General features: G+C 54.5%; 11 protein-coding genes. 6 read left to right on the top strand and 5 right to left on the bottom strand.

The features are described from left to right. Positions 1–67: 67 nt before the first annotated feature. From NQF86_RS08430 to tauD, 3 genes are all read right to left on the bottom strand, one after another. Positions 68–2593 carry a TonB-dependent receptor gene (locus NQF86_RS08430; protein WP_266117194.1) on the bottom strand — a complete coding sequence of 842 codons (2526 nt, stop codon included), beginning with the start codon at positions 2591–2593 and terminating at the stop codon, positions 68–70. A gap of 69 nt (positions 2594–2662) precedes the next feature. Further along, positions 2663–4018: an amino acid permease gene (locus tag NQF86_RS08425; protein ID WP_266117193.1), complete on the bottom strand. Its 1356-nt coding sequence runs from the start codon at positions 4016–4018 to the stop codon at positions 2663–2665. A gap of 8 nt (positions 4019–4026) precedes the next feature. Beyond that, positions 4027–4929, bottom strand: a complete 903-nt coding sequence (gene tauD / locus NQF86_RS08420; protein ID WP_266117191.1) for a taurine dioxygenase — start codon at positions 4927–4929, stop codon at positions 4027–4029. 487 nt (positions 4930–5416) lie between these two features. Between tauD and NQF86_RS08415 the strand changes: the two genes are divergently transcribed. Next, complete coding sequence (locus NQF86_RS08415) at positions 5417–6187, top strand: SDR family NAD(P)-dependent oxidoreductase (protein WP_266117190.1); 771 nt, start codon at positions 5417–5419, stop codon at positions 6185–6187. Between the two features lie 100 nt (positions 6188–6287). Here NQF86_RS08415 and cysK read toward each other — a convergent pair whose 3' ends face one another. After that, a complete protein-coding gene (cysK, locus tag NQF86_RS08410) occupies positions 6288–7289 on the bottom strand; it encodes a cysteine synthase A (RefSeq protein WP_323670752.1) in 1002 nt (333 codons plus the stop codon). A 195-nt stretch (positions 7290–7484) separates the two neighbouring features. On the opposite strand from cysK, the gene NQF86_RS08405 reads away from it, so the two are divergent. Both NQF86_RS08405 and NQF86_RS08400 read left to right on the top strand, forming a co-directional pair. Next, entirely contained in the window at positions 7485–7940 is a 456-nt protein-coding gene (locus tag NQF86_RS08405) for an RrF2 family transcriptional regulator (RefSeq protein ID WP_266117189.1), read from the top strand. 289 nt (positions 7941–8229) lie between these two features. Then, positions 8230–12138: an autotransporter domain-containing protein gene (locus tag NQF86_RS08400; protein ID WP_266117188.1), complete on the top strand. Its 3909-nt coding sequence runs from the start codon at positions 8230–8232 to the stop codon at positions 12136–12138. 118 nt (positions 12139–12256) lie between these two features. Here NQF86_RS08400 and NQF86_RS08395 read toward each other — a convergent pair whose 3' ends face one another. Continuing rightward, positions 12257–12883, bottom strand: coding sequence for a LysE/ArgO family amino acid transporter (locus tag NQF86_RS08395; protein WP_266117187.1), 627 nt, complete (start codon positions 12881–12883; stop codon positions 12257–12259). Positions 12884–12955: 72 nt separating this feature from the next. Here NQF86_RS08395 and NQF86_RS08390 point away from each other — a divergent pair, with 72 nt between their 5' ends. From NQF86_RS08390 to NQF86_RS08380, 3 genes are all read left to right on the top strand, one after another. Continuing rightward, positions 12956–13849 (top strand): LysR family transcriptional regulator ArgP, encoded by an 894-nt coding sequence (locus NQF86_RS08390; protein ID WP_266117186.1) that lies wholly within the window; start codon positions 12956–12958, stop codon positions 13847–13849. Positions 13850–14008: 159 nt separating this feature from the next. After that, positions 14009–16330, top strand: a complete 2322-nt coding sequence (locus NQF86_RS08385) for a Hint domain-containing protein (protein WP_266117185.1) — start codon at positions 14009–14011, stop codon at positions 16328–16330. Continuing rightward, the gene (locus NQF86_RS08380; protein WP_266117184.1) at positions 16327–16881 is read left to right on the top strand and encodes a hypothetical protein; all 555 of its coding nucleotides are present in this window, start codon (positions 16327–16329) and stop codon (positions 16879–16881) included. The genes NQF86_RS08385 and NQF86_RS08380 overlap by 4 nt, the downstream gene beginning before the upstream one ends. Position 16882 lies beyond the last annotated feature (1 nt).

The following is a 16882-nucleotide window of genomic DNA, read 5'->3' as shown; positions in this document are numbered from 1 at the left end:
GATTGCTGACTGTTCATAAAAAGAAACGGGCTGGAAGGGATGTTCCTTTCCGGCCCGTTTTCTGTTTTCAGAACTCTGCCTTGACGGACCCGAAGAACTGCCGGGGTGCGCCAAGAAGAATGGACTGGTTGTTGTAGGCCGCTCCGCCTTTGTTATCCATCGTAAAGCCATTCTGCCCTACGGTGGAGGCGTATCTGGTATTGGCCAGATTATAGATGTTGAAGGCGAAGATCAGGTTGCGCACGGCTGTGGGGTTGCGCATCCCGAGATGGGTCATGTCCAGCGTGTAGATGAGGCCGAAATTGGCCAGCCAGTAGGTCGGCAGCTTGTAGTCACCGACATAGTCATAGTTGCGCTTCCCATAATACTGGGTATCGACATAGGCCTGTAGATGCCGCCATTCGTAGGAGAGGCGGGCCTTGTACATGAAGCGGGGATAGGCCACCACCTGCTGGCCTTTTGTGGAGTAGAGCGTTCCACCGCTGCGTATGTCCTGATCGTATGTCGCCTTGTCGTAGCTGATGCTGTTGAACAGGGCGAGACCGGGCAGCGGCGTGATGGTGATGGCACCATCGACACCATCCATGGTGACGCCTCCCACATTCTGCACGGTAGAGGTGTTGTTGGTGAGGATGGACCCAGCCCCCGCACTGCCCAGAATCTGCTGGAGACGGTTATGGAAATTCGTCCGGTACAGATACAGGCTGCTCTGGATGAGCTTGTCGGTGTAGCGGTAGCCAGCGGCAAAGGTCCATGCCGTTTCCGGCTTCAGGCTGTCCTTCGTGGCGTTATAGGCCAGCTGGGACACGGCAAACGGTGAGTTGCTGGAGTTATAGCCGGACTGGCTATAGGCGTGGGCATTTTCCGAAATATCGAAGAACAGCTCATGATGGCGGAGGAAATGCCAGTCCCCGCTGATATGGGGCAGGAAGGCCTTGGCGGTTGTCAGGCTCTCACCACTGGCCAGAGCGGGGAAGCGGGGCGCCCAGTTGGTCGCATGACCGACACGGGTCGTATTGAGGATGGATTTGAAGCCGAAATGCAGCGCAACGGACTTGATGGGGTGATAGGTGTCCTGCACATAAGCGGTGAAGCTGTTGGTGTTGTAACGCTGTCCCCAGAGTGTCCGGCTGGGAACACCCTTGAAACTCCCGAAGGGATTTAGCGGCGTACCATCAGGGCTGTTAGGCTGCTGGTAAGCATAGGCGTAAGAATCATACTGGTTGTTCTCGTACCAGAAGCCTGTTGAGAGTTCATGCCGCTTCAGCCGGTAATCGAAGGAGGTCAGTCCACCAAATCGTTCTATGGAAGGGCGGCGGACCTGTTCGAAGATGGGACCACCATTGAGCTGAACCGTATCAACACCATTCTGGTAGGCATAGGGGCTGGCATAGGTGCCGTGCCCTGTCTCGCTGTGGCCGTAGAGGCTGCTTTTCCATGTCAGGCGGTCTGTCAGGGCAAGGTCAGCCTTGATTCCTCCGAACAGGTCGGACGAGCTGGCCGTACTGTCGTAATAGGAAACATCCTTTGGGTCTGCCAGCCCTCTGTAGGAGGCGGGATACTGTCCCTGTGCGGCCCGATAGGCCCGTGCCCATGCGCCGGGTTTCCCGTAGAAATTGTCCAGTCGGGACCCTGCCTGATCCAGCCAGCTGGGGGCGTAATCCTGATAATTCACCATCTGGAGGGCGTCCCAGTTGAAGAAGGCAGAAACCTGACTCCGCTCGCCGATGGGCTGGACCAGCTTGGCATTGACCTGCTGCATGAACTGGTCTCCGCCCCCTTTCCATTTGTCGCCCTGGTTGCGCATGTAGGAGACATAGAATTTCGTGCCGCTCTCATTCAGCCTGCCGGAATCAAATCGGAAGAAGGAATGGAACAGCGCATTGCTGCCAAAGGTCTGGGCAACAAGCCCGCCTGTTTTATTTTTTGGATTGCTGGAGACGTAATTGATGCTGCCGCCCAGATTGTTGGTGCTGGCTGTACTTTCCGCCCCGGCACTCTGGGTGACTTCCAGACGCTCCACATTCTCTGAGGAAATGGCCTGTAGCGGGTTCAATCCGTTATAGTTGCGGAAGGTTGGTTCCCCGAGGGGCAGGCCATCCAGCGTCATGCCGATCTCGTTCTGGACGAAGCCATGCATGTAAAGCTGTGTCGAATAGGTATCGACACCCTGCGGGTCATCGGACTGGAACTGCACCCCCGGCATCTGGGCCAGTGTGCGGAGTGGGTTGGTGCCGGGTACCTGCTGTTCCAGCTGTTTATGGCCCAGCACGAGCTGTGTGCCCTGTACGATATGGCGGGTATGGACGGAAAGGGATTCATATCCGCCATGAACGGCCTTGCGGGGCCGGTGCCCTGTCTTGGCCGTTACGGGAACAGAACGGGCCTGTCGTGTGGCTGTGGTCCCCGGATGAGGGGATGATGATCGGGCACGGCCTGCTTTTCCCCCTGTATGGCGGGAAGATGCGTGATAGGTCTGATGATCTGTTTCTGAACCCTCGTGTGGGGAAATGGTCTGGGCGGAAGCAGGCACAACAAAGGGCACGGACAGGCCAGTAAGGCCCATCCAGAGCAGATGGCGGTATGTTTTCATTGTAAGTCCGTTAGGCGAGGGAGGGCAGGCTGCCGGGACAGACTCGTCCCGGATTTATTGGAAAAACGATCAGGCCTTGCTCAGACATCGCCGGGCGACAGACACCAGACTGGTCAGTGTCAGCAACAGAATGATGGCGAGAGACAGTAAGGTGTCTCCTCGTGCTGATGGCAGAACGAGCAGGATGACTCCCAGAACAGGGATGAGAACGGTCAGCCCTTTGGCCAGTGGCAGGGCCGTGGCAGTTTGTGACTGTCGGGCCCAGAGCCAGTAGGCAATGGCGATCATGAAATAGATGAACAGGATGAGCCCGCCAGAAGACCCCAGAAGAATGGGGTAGATTGTCTCTGGTGAGCCAATGGCAGCAGCGATGACGGCCAGCTCCAGCAGGGTCGTCAGGCGCAGGGACCAGATGGGTACCTGCTGGGCGGTTTCCTCTGTCAACTTTTGCGGGGCAAGGCGGAGGTCTGCAAGCTCACGCAGGGTACGGGACACGACATAGACAGCCGAGTTGAGGCAGGAAAGAACAGCTACGAGTGTCACGGCAATGGCGGCGTAGCGGGCCAGCGGCACTTTGAGATATTCCAGCACGCTCAGGAAAGGGGACTGCCCGACATGTACGGCATTCCATGGCAGCAGGGAGATGATGACCAGTACGGACCCGGCATAGAAGAACAGGACCTGCAAAGGAAGCCGCCTCATGGTGCGGGCAATGGCACGCAGGGGGCGATCACTGTCCGTTGCGGCGATAATGGCGATCTCGCAGCCCGTGAAGGTCTGCACGATCATGGGCACAGCCCCGATGACGGCCCAGCTCCCTTTGGGAAAGAGCCCTCCATGGGAGGTCATGTTATTAAGGGCGTGCGTGAGAGGGTGGCCGGACAGGATGAGCCAGCCCAGCCCAAGGGCGATGAATCCCCCCAGAAAGAGCAGCTTGAAAATGGAGAGGCCCGTTTCTGCCTGTCCGTAATGGCGCAGGGAGAGACGGTTGATGGTCCATGCAATGGCGACAAGAACAAGTGCGCCCCAGAGTGGGGCTATGTCCGCCAGTCGGCCAATAATCATCCCGCCAGCCACGGCCTGCGCTCCTGCCGTCACGGCCCAGAGAAAGGCGTAGCTCCAGCCGGTGATGAAGGCGGCTCTGGGGCCGTTATGTGTGGCGATGTGGGTGATGAAGGAACCCTGCCCCCGTGCACTGATAGCCAGCCCACCCAGCAACCGCATGACCAGCCAGACAACAAGCCCTGCCGCAAGATAGGAAAGAAGGACGGCAGGACCGGCGGCGGCGATGGTGGCGGATGTTCCCACAAACAGCCCTGCTCCGATGATGCCGCCGATGGAGATCATGGCGACATGTAGCCCCTTGAAGCGGTTTGTAGAGGGGCTGGCAGATGTGGCCGTTGAGGTGCTGGTGGGCTGGTTCATCGGGCTTTTTATCCTTCCTGACGTGTGGGGCCATAAGGACGGTCCCCGATGATGGTGACACGATTCATGATCCGCCGGGCTGGGAGATAGTCATTCACGGCATAATGCTGGGTGATGCGGTTGTCCCAGAAGGCAACATCGCCTTCCTCCCAGCGCCAGCGGATGGAGAACTCCGGCCGTGTGGCGTGGCGGGTCAGGTAGGACAGCAGGGCAGCGCTTTCCTCAGGGTCAATATCGTTGATTTCGGTTGTAAAACCTTCATTCACGAATAAAGCCTTTGCGCCAGTTTCCGGGTGAATGCGGACGACAGGATGCGTCACCGGGGGGAAGTTATTGCGTGTTTCGGCCCATTTTTCCAGCTCCGCTTCTGTCCGGCCATAGCGGGAGACAGGGAAGGAGCGAAGAAAGTCGTGCTGGGCTGTCAGCGTGTCGATGCGCTGCTTCATGCCATCAGAGAGAGCATCATAGGCTGCCGTACCGCTGGCCCAGAGTGTATCTCCACCGCCGGTTTCCGGCAGGAGGCGGCTGGTCAGCACGGCACCCATCGGGGGTTCCTGCTGAAAGGTGACATCTGTGTGCCAGAGGGCGTTGTCCCGCAGGTCGTTTTTGGCTGTGTCCAGCACGATGGCTTCCGGCACATCGGGCACAGTGGGGAAAATGGGGTGAAGGTGCAGCTTGCCGAAATTGCGGGCGAAATCACGCTGTTGTGCCGGAGAAATGGTCTGCTTGCGGAAAAACAGGACCTGATGGCGCAGAAGCAGCTGATGAATGTTGTTTTTCTGCGAGGGGGACAGGGGGTGAGAGAGGTCCACGCTTTCTACGATGGCACCGATGGCCGGGCTGAGCGGGGTGGCTTTCAGTTCTGTATTGGCGGGGAGTGGGAAGGAGGGGGCAAAGGCGGTGGAAGCCATGATGGAAACTCCATAGAACGAAGATTGATAGTTCTTTATGTAATCAACAGATTCTGTCGTCATAATGGGGTAATCATTCAATTTTGAAAGTGAAAAATGCAGTCTGTGATGAACTTTTTTATATCATATTGTTTTATAAGGATAATTCTTTCCTATGCCTTGTGAGGATGTGCCACTGAAGTGGTGATCTGGAGGGTATTTTAAATAACTATAATATTTAGTTATTAAGAAATTGTTGTTGTGAGCCTGTCCTGTCGAAGGAGAAATGCGGTTTTCTGGCCGTCTGGATGTGCTTCAAAGGCATGGAAGATATGCATTAATGAAACATAAAGAGGGAAAAGGCTGTAAACTGCGGCAGGCAGCCTGATCCGGGATGTGTTGTATGGTTCTTGCAGCAAAGGCCATGCCTTATTTTGATATAAGTCAAAGCGATTTCATGCAAAAAAGGTAGCGTGAAAACAGACCCCTTTATCTGAGGAGATGACAGATGGGACGGATTGCTGGGAAAATCGCACTCGTAACCGGCGCTGGTAGCGGAATTGGTAAAGGCATTGCCAAGGTTCTGGCCAAGGAAGGCGCCAAGGTCATCGTGGCAGACCTCAACCCGAAGGGTGGTGAGGAGGTCGTTGAGGAGATTCGCAAGGCTGGCGGCAAGGCCTGCTTCCTTCCGCTGAACGTGGCGAAGGAAGATGAGTGGAAGAAGACAATGGCCGCCATCAAGGAGCATGATGGTCGTCTGGACATTGTCGTCAATAATGCTGGCATTGCCTTTGATGGCACCATCGAAAGCACATCTCTGGAAGACTGGCGTCGTGTGCAGTCCATCAATCTGGATGGTGTGTTCCTCGGTACGAAATATGCCGTTGAGATTATGCGTGAGCTGAATGGCGGTGAAGGTGGCTCCATCGTCAATATGTGTTCCAGCTCTGCACTGGTTGGTATTCCCAATCTGGCCGCTTATGGGTCTTCCAAGGGTGGCGTGAAGATGCTCACCAAATCTGCTGCTCTGCATTGCGCACGCAGCGGGTACAAGATTCGTATCAACAGCGTGTGCCCGGGCTACATCCAGACCCCGCTGGTTGATGAGCTGACCCACACTGATAAGGCTGCTTACCAGCATCTGGTGGACATCCACCCGGTCGGTCATCTGGGTACGCCGGAAGATGTGGCTTACGGTGTCCTGTATCTGGCTTCTGATGAATCCAAGTTCGTTACGGCAACCGAGCTGGTGATTGACGGCGGTTACACCTCCGAGTGAGATGATCTCACCTGTGACGGGATGGTCCATGGCCATCCCGACATGAAAAAAGCCTCCGCCCTTTTTCGGGAGCGGAGGCTTTTTTATGGCTGGCTGATTCTTACAGGCCAGCGAAAAGTGGCGTGGACAGATAACGCTCTGCAAAGTCGGGGATGATGGCGACAATGGTCTTGCCTGCCCATTCATCTTTCTTTGCCAGCTCCATGGCGGCAAAGAGAGCGGCCCCGGCGGAAATACCGATGGGTAGACCTTCCGTGCTGGCGCAGAGGCGGGCTGTTGTCAGGGCATCATGCTCGGTGACAGGGATGACCTTGTCCAACGCACGGACATCCAGCGTATCCGGCTTGAAGCCCGGGCCAAGCCCCTGAATGCCATGCGGGCCGGGGTCATCCCCGTTGAGAACGGCACTCTCGGAAGGCTCCAGACCGAAGACCTTCAGCCCTTCCTTGCGGGGCTTGAGGGCATGAGCAATGCCAGAGGCTGTCCCACCCGTGCCAAGGCCAGCGACAACGGCATCCACGGAACCGGCAGTATCGGTCCAGATTTCTTCAGCCGTTGTTTCCTCATGCACTTTCGGGTTGGCTGGGTTGGTGAACTGGCTGGGCATCCAGGCATTGTCTGTCTTTTTCAGAATTTCCTGCGCCTTGGTGATGGCCCCTTTCATACCCTGCTGGGCGGGGGTCAGCTCCAGCGTCACACCCATAAGGGCCAGCATCTTCCGCCGTTCCATCGAGGCGCTTTCCGGCATGGTGACGATCATCTTATAGCCCATGGCTGCCGCAGCGAAGGCAAGGCCAATACCTGTATTGCCGGATGTCGGTTCTACAAGAACAGATTTGCCCGGGGTGATGAGGCCTTTCTCCTGTGCTTCCCGCAGCATGGCGACACCGATGCGGTCTTTGACGGAAGCGAGAGGATTAAAGAACTCAAGCTTAAGCAGCACATGCGCCTTCAGCCCTTCCTTCTTTGTCAGGTGAGGGATGGCAACCAGAGGCGTTCCGCCCACGACTTCCATAAAGGAGGGGTAAACATGCCCGCGCGGTGCCGCAAAAGGGGTTTTGGAGAGTGGAAAAGGAGGTTTGGATGGAGATGAACCTGTCATTGGTGGGCTCCCTGCCGTAAGTAAAAAACTGTGGTAAGAAGAAGCAGCCTTCGGGTCTGCCCGGCATTCACCCTGCCTATCCTAGCTCATTGCAGGCGGAATGACCAAAGAAACGAGAGTCATTCGCATAATTTCCTTTTCTATGCTGTAAGATGAGCTAAAAGGGGACGATACTGTGATGGTAAAGAGTGAATAATGTATCTGAAGAATGACCGTATTCTGACGGCCCTGTCCATTATGCTTGATGTTGCCTTCCATGCCGGGCGTTCCGGAGTTGTCAGCGGCGCAGACATTGCTCGGCGCAGCGGGTTGCTGAGGCGGGGGATTGAGCCGGTGTTGCAGGCACTCTCTCGTGCAGGGTTGCTGGACAGTGTTCGGGGGCCAAAAGGTGGGTACCGGCTGGGTCGGTCGCCCCGTGTGGTGACCTTGCATGAAATTGTCTGTGCTGTTGGCATCCGTGATGAAGTTGCAGCTTTGCAGGGAAAAGATAATAATCCATTGCAGTCCTTGGTTGTTGCGCCGTTATGGGCAGAACTGAATGATAGCGTGAAAGAACGGCTGGCTGGTATTACGCTCGCTGATCTGCTTCAGAAAGCAGAACGTTCTGGTTTGGAGCGCCCCCGTCAGGCGCCTATTTCCTTTACCATTTGAGAGTCGTTTTCCTTTGCCTTCATCAAGGGTCTGTTTGTCATGGATGTAAGTCCATTTTATTGTGAGAATTATTTTAAGTATTACTTTGTCTATTCGAGAGTATGAAATCCAGATGGTTAGAATCCAGAGTCATCATCGTAATAGTTAATAATATGGTTGTTTCTTAATTAATTCTCTGTTATCTCTCCGTTGAGAAATTTGTATTCTTGAGAAGTGTCCCCCGGGCTTTTTCCTTGTGGTGCCAGTCAGGGCAGGGAAGGGTGCGGTCTGGCGTGGCGTGGGAGGAATCATGCGTAATAAGCTCTTGTTTACGGCAGCCTTGTTCTGTGTAGAGATGACTCCCTTCGGGCGCATCTTCACACCTGCATATGCCGAAGATACCGTTGTCAGCGACAAGATCGGTAATGAGACGGTTGACTTCGTTGTTGCGCCGAGCCTGCCTAATCAGGAGATCGTGAATACGGGCACTAAAGTGTATCGTGTTCAGGGTGATGGGACGAATCAGACCTTCTCAGGCAGCGTACGTGGGAACACGGATAATACGGCGTCTTTGGGTACGGCCGGCGGTATCGATGTTAACTCTGGCGATACTGTAAATAATCCAGAGCAGACCAACGCCAATAACCTGACCATGAATGGCCAGAACGTTTATAATGGCTATACGTTTGTTCGTGGTAATGGTTCGCTCACCCTGACAGGCAATGGTGACCGGATTGGCGGTATCATTTCTGGTGGTGAAACCGAGGTTGGTCTTGCTGCAAATGATTCGGCTACGCTGACAGTTGATAAGAATGGTATTCTGCTGCTTCGTGGGCAGACAGATAGCAATGGCAAGGCCTTGCCTGCCTATGGTCAGCTCGTGGTCGGCAATGGTGATACGCATTACGGCTCGACCCCGTCTGTTGGGCAGTCGAACCGTCTGATTATCAAAAATGGTGGTCAGGTTGGTGCTCAGACGCTCATCGCCGGTAACTATAAGGATGGTCGTGGTGATGTGTCCGTCATCGGGGCCGGTAATGGTCTGACTGTTGGCGTTGGCGGCATGACGATCGGCTCTCAGGGGCAGGGTTCTTTCTCTGCGACTCAGGGCGGTAAAGCCGTTGTGGGTGGCGATCTGACTCTGGGAGCCCAGAAGGGTGGACAGGGTAGCGCAACGATTGACGGCACCAACTCCTCCCTGACGGTTAAAAATGGCCAGACGATTGTTGGTGATCAGGGTCAGGGCAGCCTGAACGTCCAGAATAGCGGTTCCTTTGCAACCAACGGCAATCTGTCCGTGGGTGGCCAGAAGAATGGCGTTGGCTCTGTAACGGTTGACGGTGCCGGTTCGTCTGTTGCCGTCAATGCCGATCAGAATGGAACAGTCCAGACCACTGTTGGCGATCGTGGGCAGGGTAGCCTGAATGTCCAGAATGGCGGTGCCTTCACCAGCAATGGTAATCTTGTTGTTGGGAATGAGGCAGGCAGCACGGGTGCTGTGGCCGTTGCTGGTAACAATGCCAGCATCGCTCTGAATAAATCTGGTGACAATACAGGTAATGTTACGGTCGGTAATGCCGGTAACGGCTCTCTGACAGTTGGTAATCAGGGTAGCCTGACCACAGATGGTAATGTCACCATTGGTAGTCAGGCTGGTTCTACCGGCAATGTGGTTGTCGGTAACGAGCAGAACACGGGTAGCGATGTTCAGGCCAAGATGAACCTGACGGGTAGTGGCAGCACGGGTAACCTCGTTGTTGGTCAGCAGGGCACGGGTCATCTGAGCGTCCAGAAGGGCGGTGAAGTGACGGCTTATGGCGTGTCTGTCGGTGGGCAGGACACGGATGGTCATCTTGCGTCCAACAGTTCCGTCAATGTTGGTTCTGACGAAGATGGTGCTTCCCATGCCGGTGGCCAGCTCAACATCGGTCAGGGTGGTCTGACGGTTGGTACGGGCACAGGCTCAACACCGCTTTACTCCGCTGGCGTGACGGCTGGTGGTGTCATCAACAACGCTGGTACCGTCAACATCAAGAGCGATGGTCAGCTGAAGGTTGGTGGTGCGGATCAGTCCGTCAATGGTGCTGGAACTGGTACCCTCATTGCGGGTGACACGAGCAACGGCGCCGGTATCACCAGCGATGCTACGCAGGTTGATAAAACCAATCCGACAGCCAATGGCGGCGTTGTCATGTATGGCAATGGTGTCATCCAGAACCGTCAGGGCAGTGACCTGCATGTGAACTCGAATGTCTATCTGGCTGATGGCACACCTGCCGGTGGGGCTGTCCGTCACGGGACATTCAACACGAACCAGCAGAACACATATCTGAATGGCAAGCTGACAGGCACGGGCGGTCTGGAAGCAACAGGCGGCGGTACGCTGTATGTTGCCAACCACGACAACAGCTATCAGGGTGAAACGGTTGTTTCCGGCAAGGATACGACTCTGGCCGTGGCGTCTGGCTATGGTACGGCTTCTGACAGCAATAACACCTCGTCTTCTGGTATCACGGTTGAGAATGGTGCCCGTCTGACGGGTAACACAACCGACAATGGCGCTGCCGCTGCAACGACTGTTGAAGGTGGTGGTACGGTTGAAGCCAACTGGAACCAGTCCAGCGGCACGCTGAACATTGGTGCTGCCGGTAATCAGGGTACGGCCCTGACGATGAATGGCAGCGCTGGTAATCAGTCCGTGCTGTCCGTTGGTGCCAGCTCCACACCGGTATCTTCTGGCTCCTACATCACGCTGAATAACGTGAAGGGTTACAGCCGTAGCGGCAGCACGATTGATACGACAGGTCGGTCTCTGACAGGTTCTTACCGTCAGCTCAATTCTGGCCTGATTCATGTTAATGGTGATGCCCAGCTGAACAGCGCTACCATCAATGTCGTGAAGAATGACAGCCAGCGCATCTATGATGGTGACGGTTATCGTGTCCTGACAGCAACGGGCACAGTCAGCGCCAACCATGATAACGCTCTGACAGGTAACCTGCCGAACACGCTGTTCCTTTCACCGTATCTGGTGTTCGAGAATCAGGCTGTGGACGTGATCTATTCACGCAGTGAGACATCCTTCAGCAGCGTGGCAACGAATCGTAACGAGCGTGAGACTGGCCGTGCCCTTGATAGCCTGTCTGACAACAGCGCTATCGTTCATGCTATGACAGGCATTAATTCGCAGGGTGAGGCCCGCCGTGCCCTGACCAACCTGTCTGGTGACATTCATGCGTCTGCCCGTACGGCCATGATTCAGGACAGTTACCTGCTGGAACAGGCCGTGCTGGATCGTCTGGCAGATGCCGGGTGTGATGGTGACGGGACAGTGTCGTCTCATGGGCGGTATGACCTCTATACACGCCGCAAGGAATCCCAGTGCTATAGCGACCATGCCATCCTGTGGGGTCAGGCTTATGGTAGCCTTGGTCACAATGGCGGCGGCGGTAATGCTGGTCTGCTGCATCATCAGACAGCCGGTTTCGTCATGGGTGTGGATACGCCGATTGATGACCGCTGGCGTCTGGGTGGCATGATTGCCTATGGTCACTCCATGTTCAACACGAACGGGGCCAGCAACTCCTCCGGTAACAGCAACAATATCAGCCTTGGCAGCTATGCGGGGTCTCATTGGGGCCGGTTCAACCTGCGCCTCGGTGCGTTCTATACATGGAACCTGATGAACACCCGCCGTCATGTTCAGGTTGCTGATTTTGGTGGTCGTCAGACCAGCCATTACCGCAGCGGTACGGCCCGTGCCTTCACGGAGCTGAGCTATAAGTTCAACTTCGGTAAGCTCCAGTTCGAGCCGTTCCTTGAAGGGTCCTACGTCAACCAGTATGCAGGCCGCTTCCGTGAGCATGGTGTGGCTGCTCTTTATGGTCAGTCCAAGGATCGTAGCGTTGGCTTCACAACCTTCGGGTTCCGCTTTGCTCGTAGCTTCCAGATTGGTGAAATGTGGCTGCGTGCCCACGCCATGGCCGCTTATCGCCGTGCCTATGGTAGCCTCGGTTCCAGCCGGACAGAGCGCTTCATGGATGGTGGTAACGACATGAGCGTGAACGGTGTGCTGCTGTCTCGTGATGCTGCTGTGGCTAAGGCAGGTCTTGCTGCCAAGGTCAGCCAGCATGTTGATCTGGACCTGTCCTATATCGGTCAGTACGGCGGCCACTCTGTTGATAGTGGTGCCACTGGCTCGGTTAATGTTGCCTTCTGATGATGGAGGGCGGGCTTGCCTCGGCGGGCCTGTCCATCCAGTTCTGATGAATGACAGACAGTATATGGAAAAGGCCGCTGATGTAGCGGCCTTTTTTCGTTGTCCCCTCTCAGAAATGTCAGCCTGATAAGGCTGCGTGATAGAGAAGTGTTCCTGCCATACCAAGCATGATAATGGCTGTGAGACCGTCCAGAATACGCCATGAGAGAGGGTTGCTAAAAACGGGTCTCAATATGCGGGCGCCGTACCCCAGTAATGGAAACCAGACAAAGCTGGCGAGAATGGCCCCAAAGCTGAAATAGGGGCGGGCTGCTTCCGGTTGGGTAAGGCTGACTGAGCCCATCAGCAGGATCGTATCCAGATAGAGATGAGGATTCAGTAGGGTGAAGCCGCATGTCATGAGCATGACCTTGCGTAAGCTTTGCTGGGGCTGTGCCTCCAGAGTGATGGCGCTGCTGGTCATCATGTGGCGTAGAGCAGCCAACCCCTGCCAGATGAGAAAGGCCGCTCCACCGTAGGATAGAATAGCCGTCAGATAGGGGATGGTCTCCACGATCCGGCTGATGCCGCAGACTGATGCTGTAATCAGGACAGCATCGACTCCTGCACAAAGCAGGATGATGGGCAGAATATGCTCCTGTTTCAGTCCCTGCCGGAGAATGAAAAGATTCTGGGCACCAACGGCGATGATGGCGGAGGCACCAACGCAGAAACCTGTAATGATGGGGGTCAAGAAGATGTGCATGGCCCGTCTATGGCAGGTGCATCATATACAGGACAGCTTATTTTATTTCACTGAATGAAGGAAAACTTCATCATGTTTGATTATGCAGCCCTGACAGCCGTCAGTGCCATCGTGCGGGAAGGCAGTTTTGAGAAAGCAGCTGCGGTACTGGGGCTGACTCCCTCGGCTGTTTCCCAGCGTGTCCGTGGGTTTGAGGAGCGGTTGGGAGCCGTATTAATTATCCGTGGGCAACCCTGTCGGCTGACAGAGCTAGGCACGATGCTGTGTCGTCATTTCGACTGTGTTCGTGTGTTGGAAAATGATGTGGCGGCCCGCATGGCATGGAAGGATGATAATGCTTCCCTTCCGGCGACTGTTCGGATTGCCGTGAATGCCGACAGTATCACGACATGGTTTACCCAGGCTGTAATGGCCTTTGCCCGTCAGGAACAGACCATTACGCTGGATATTTCCATTGATGATGAAGGCTGCACGGCGGAACGTCTGCGGTCTGGTGATGTTATGGCCGCTGTGACGGCGTCTTCAGACCCGCTTCCGTGGTGTCATACGGTCTCTTTAGGCAAGATGGCGTATGTAGCCTGCGCCAGTCCGACTTTTATGGCTAGGCACTTTCCTCATGGCGTAACGGCTGCTGCGTTGCAGAAAGCGCCTTATCTGAGATTTGACAGGCATGATTTATTTCAGAGCCAGTGGGCTGAAGCGGCATATGGCGTTACGCTTGGGGCGCCGGTTTGTTGGATACACTCTGCAAATGCCTTTTTGGAGCTCTGCCTGTACGGCATGGGCTGGGCTCTGCATCCTTTGCCATTGGTGGAGCAGTATCTGCACTCTGGAGAGCTCGTTGAACTTAACCCCGCTCATCGGCCTGTTGTTCCTCTTTTCTGGTCCGTACCTCGCCTTTACGGGGCTGCTCTGAGGCGTTTGAGCCAATGTGTCCAGAATGCTGCTGAGGAGTGGTTGAGTTGATGGAGGGAGACTTCCCTCCGATATTATGCCGTTATTATATGACATATTTGTGATGTTTTGTTATTATGCATAACTTATAAAAAAATTGTATATTTACTCTGTATTGACGTTAATGTTTTTTCAACTTAAATAAAAAACATGTAATTGGGGTTTTCTGATATGAGTGATAATTCTGACGCTGTTTCCAGTTATGTGGCAGATAGTAACAAAAGCCAGATAGGTATTGCCACGAATAATAATGGGTCAAATTACCCTGTAGATGGTAAGCCACCGACTACATTCAGTATTGATCTTGACAATCATTCATCATCCTCATCTCCTGTGAAATATGCTCCGTGGCTGGTGGATACGGCGACTTATAACGGTGTTGGCGGTCCGACTGTCAATCAGGCAGGGAAAGGACCAACAGGAGACCCTATATCCAATGAGCAGATAGCTGGTGGTGGCGGATACGGATATGACCCTTTTTCTGGTTTTCATTGGGCCAGTAATGTCATTGAATCGCCTATTACGGATCCAAACTATACGGGACAGTATTTCTATTACGGAGCCCAGATTGGTGGGCGTACGTTTATTGAACCTGCCATGATCGGCGGGCATTGGGCGGCGCAGCTGGGTACTCTGACACCTTTCCATCTGGACCTTACGTTGCAGCCGGACGGGAAGACCTATGGCGTGACATCGTCTTATTCTCTTACGCAGGCCAAGGGGATGAACATTGGCAATAATGTTTATACCTATGGGCCTGATGGTTTTCAGTGGAAGACTATTTCCCCACAGCTACAGTCCCTCATGAATAGTTATGGGCAGGACAAGGTTACGAGTGGCATTTCAGCCATTATTGCAAGTAATAATCTGGTGCCCACGCAGGTGACGCTTCTGTCTCAGTTTCAGACACCAGATGGCAATAATTACACCGTTGTGCAGGGTGTTAACCCCGGTTCTGCGGCTGGGAGTGCGACAGGAACAGCACAGATCAGTCTTCAGGGTATCCAGAAGCAGGCCGTTTATGTCGTTACGTCCAGCCCGCTAGATTACAGAAAGACGTTCGATCCATACGCACTTTATAATGCCGTCATGAACAGCCCGAATGTTTCGAGTGCGAATAAGGCCTTATATTCACAGACTGTCAGTATGACGACTGGTGATAGTGGCAGTGGTACATATCCTGCTTTTATTGCCAACATACTGAGTTATGGCATTACGGCAGCTCTGTCCGGGCAGCCTGTGAATCCGGTTGCAACGGGTGGGTTCCAGTATACGAGCCTTCCAGCGGGGTTATCGGATGCCATCAAACAGGATCTGGGCACGATTGATGCGCTGGTCCAGTCTGGTGCTGTGGGGGGTATTCCCGGAGATCAGTATTCCTGCTTTCTGCCGGGTGTCATGATTGATACGGATGAAGGCCGTGTGCCTGTTGAAACATTGCAGATAGGGCAGCGGGTCTGTGTTCGTAAGCCTGATGGGACGACAGGGTTGCTGCCTATTGCCCGTCTGCATCGGCAGCATGTTGTTGTAGACCCGGCACAGTCTCGGTCCAGTGCTGGATGGCCTGTCATCATTGTTAAAGATGCGTTCTCAAAGGGTGTGCCCTCGGAGGATATGCGGGTTACTGCCGAGCACTGCTTCTATTTTGAGGGGCGTTTGGTGCCGGTGCGTATGCTGGTGAATGATACAAGCATACGTTACGACTATGAATGTCACGAATATGATTATTATCATTTTGCGACAGACCCTCACAGTATCATCTGGGCGAATGGCGCTCTTACGGAGAGTTGGCTGGATACGGCAACAGTCCTTCAGCGTGATGGTGACAATCTCTGGCATCCCTATGATGGAAAAGGGGCTGAGGTCGTAGAACTGGCTGACATACGTAAGTTGAGCTGGGAACAGGATGCCGCTGCGCCGCTGGAGGTGGGGCGTGATTTTGTGGAGCCTCTTTATTATCGCCTGTCTGCACGCGGGGCGATGCTTGCGGCTCTGTCTGGTAAAAAAACGGAACAAGTGTCTGCCCCAGCATGTAGCGTTGATTGTGGCGTGTATTTGAAAATGGCTGACGGCAGTGTCATTCGGCCGATGAGGCGTGCAGGGCGGAATCTGTTCTTCAGGCTGCCTGCATGGGCTGAGACGGGTGGATGGCTGTGCTCGACCGTTTCCCAGCCGAGCGAACAAGGAACGCCGTTTATTGATGACAGGCGGTATCTCGGGCGGTTGATTGGAGCCATGTCCATCTGGGATGGTGCTTCTCAGGTACAGCTCACCGATCATCTGACATGTGATGATCTACCGGGCTGGTTTGCACGAGAGGAGGGACCCTATCGCTGGACCATGGGGCAGGCCGCCCTGCATCTGCCGGAAAGGCAGCAGGCCATGCCGTGCGAGCGTCTCCTGGTCATGGAGATTGTGGCAGGGGACCCAGAAGAAGGGCGTGGGCATCACATCGAGATGATGAACGAGGTGAGGACTGAGGTTGTAGCGTGAAGGCTGTTTCTGTTCCGGAGACGTTATTTCGACTTGGTGAGTTTTATCCTTTTTCCAGTACGGCCAAGCAGGCTATTCCTTGTTGGTACGAGGGGGTATTCCTTGGCATTGTGTTTCAGCGGGTGGAATACCGCCTGCTGCCGCACGTGTGGGACGTGATGAAAGAGCAGTCCCATATCAGGGATGGTGAGGCCTGTTACTGGGTTGAGCTGACACGCATTAAGGCCCCACCAGCTTCTGGGCGTGGGGGCTCGAATGGAGGCCCCGTTTTTCCAGACCCTGCAACTGTGGAAGCGGCCAAGGCAGAGTTTGGTCTTCTGGGGCCAGCTCTGTTCATGTTCTGTCTTGAGAAGATTCTTGCCAAACATACGGAGACTTACGGGCAGAGCCGGTATTTCTTCGATGTGTTCAGCACTGATCTTATGAAGCTGTATCGGTTTATTCTGCGGAAAGGCATGTCTTACCCACATAGACGATACGACATGCATTACCACGAGCCTAAAGATCAATTAGGCAATGTCTTCCCTTACTACGAGGCTACGCCGCGTTGAT

The organism is Bombella pluederhausensis (assembly GCF_026385525.1).
GTDB lineage: Bacteria > Pseudomonadota > Alphaproteobacteria > Acetobacterales > Acetobacteraceae > Bombella > Bombella pluederhausensis.
The sequence above is the reverse complement of the archived record's forward strand: the minus strand, read 5'-3'. Positions and strand labels throughout refer to the sequence as shown.

Excerpts from the sequence above, each read along its gene's own strand:
- NQF86_RS08385 (WP_266117185.1), top strand. The coding sequence starts at position 14,009 with ATGAGTGATAATTCTGACGCTGTTTCCAGTTATGTGGCAGATAGTAAC.
- tauD (WP_266117191.1), bottom strand. The coding sequence starts at position 4,929 with ATGGCTTCCACCGCCTTTGCCCCCTCCTTCCCACTCCCCGCCAATACA.
- NQF86_RS08430 (WP_266117194.1), bottom strand. The coding sequence starts at position 2,593 with ATGAAAACATACCGCCATCTGCTCTGGATGGGCCTTACTGGCCTGTCC.
- NQF86_RS08400 (WP_266117188.1), top strand. The coding sequence starts at position 8,230 with ATGCGTAATAAGCTCTTGTTTACGGCAGCCTTGTTCTGTGTAGAGATG.
- NQF86_RS08425 (WP_266117193.1), bottom strand. The coding sequence starts at position 4,018 with ATGAACCAGCCCACCAGCACCTCAACGGCCACATCTGCCAGCCCCTCT.
- NQF86_RS08390 (WP_266117186.1), top strand. The coding sequence starts at position 12,956 with ATGTTTGATTATGCAGCCCTGACAGCCGTCAGTGCCATCGTGCGGGAA.
- NQF86_RS08405 (WP_266117189.1), top strand. The coding sequence starts at position 7,485 with ATGTATCTGAAGAATGACCGTATTCTGACGGCCCTGTCCATTATGCTT.
- cysK (WP_323670752.1), bottom strand. The coding sequence starts at position 7,289 with ATGACAGGTTCATCTCCATCCAAACCTCCTTTTCCACTCTCCAAAACC.
- NQF86_RS08395 (WP_266117187.1), bottom strand. The coding sequence starts at position 12,883 with ATGCACATCTTCTTGACCCCCATCATTACAGGTTTCTGCGTTGGTGCC.
- NQF86_RS08415 (WP_266117190.1), top strand. The coding sequence starts at position 5,417 with ATGGGACGGATTGCTGGGAAAATCGCACTCGTAACCGGCGCTGGTAGC.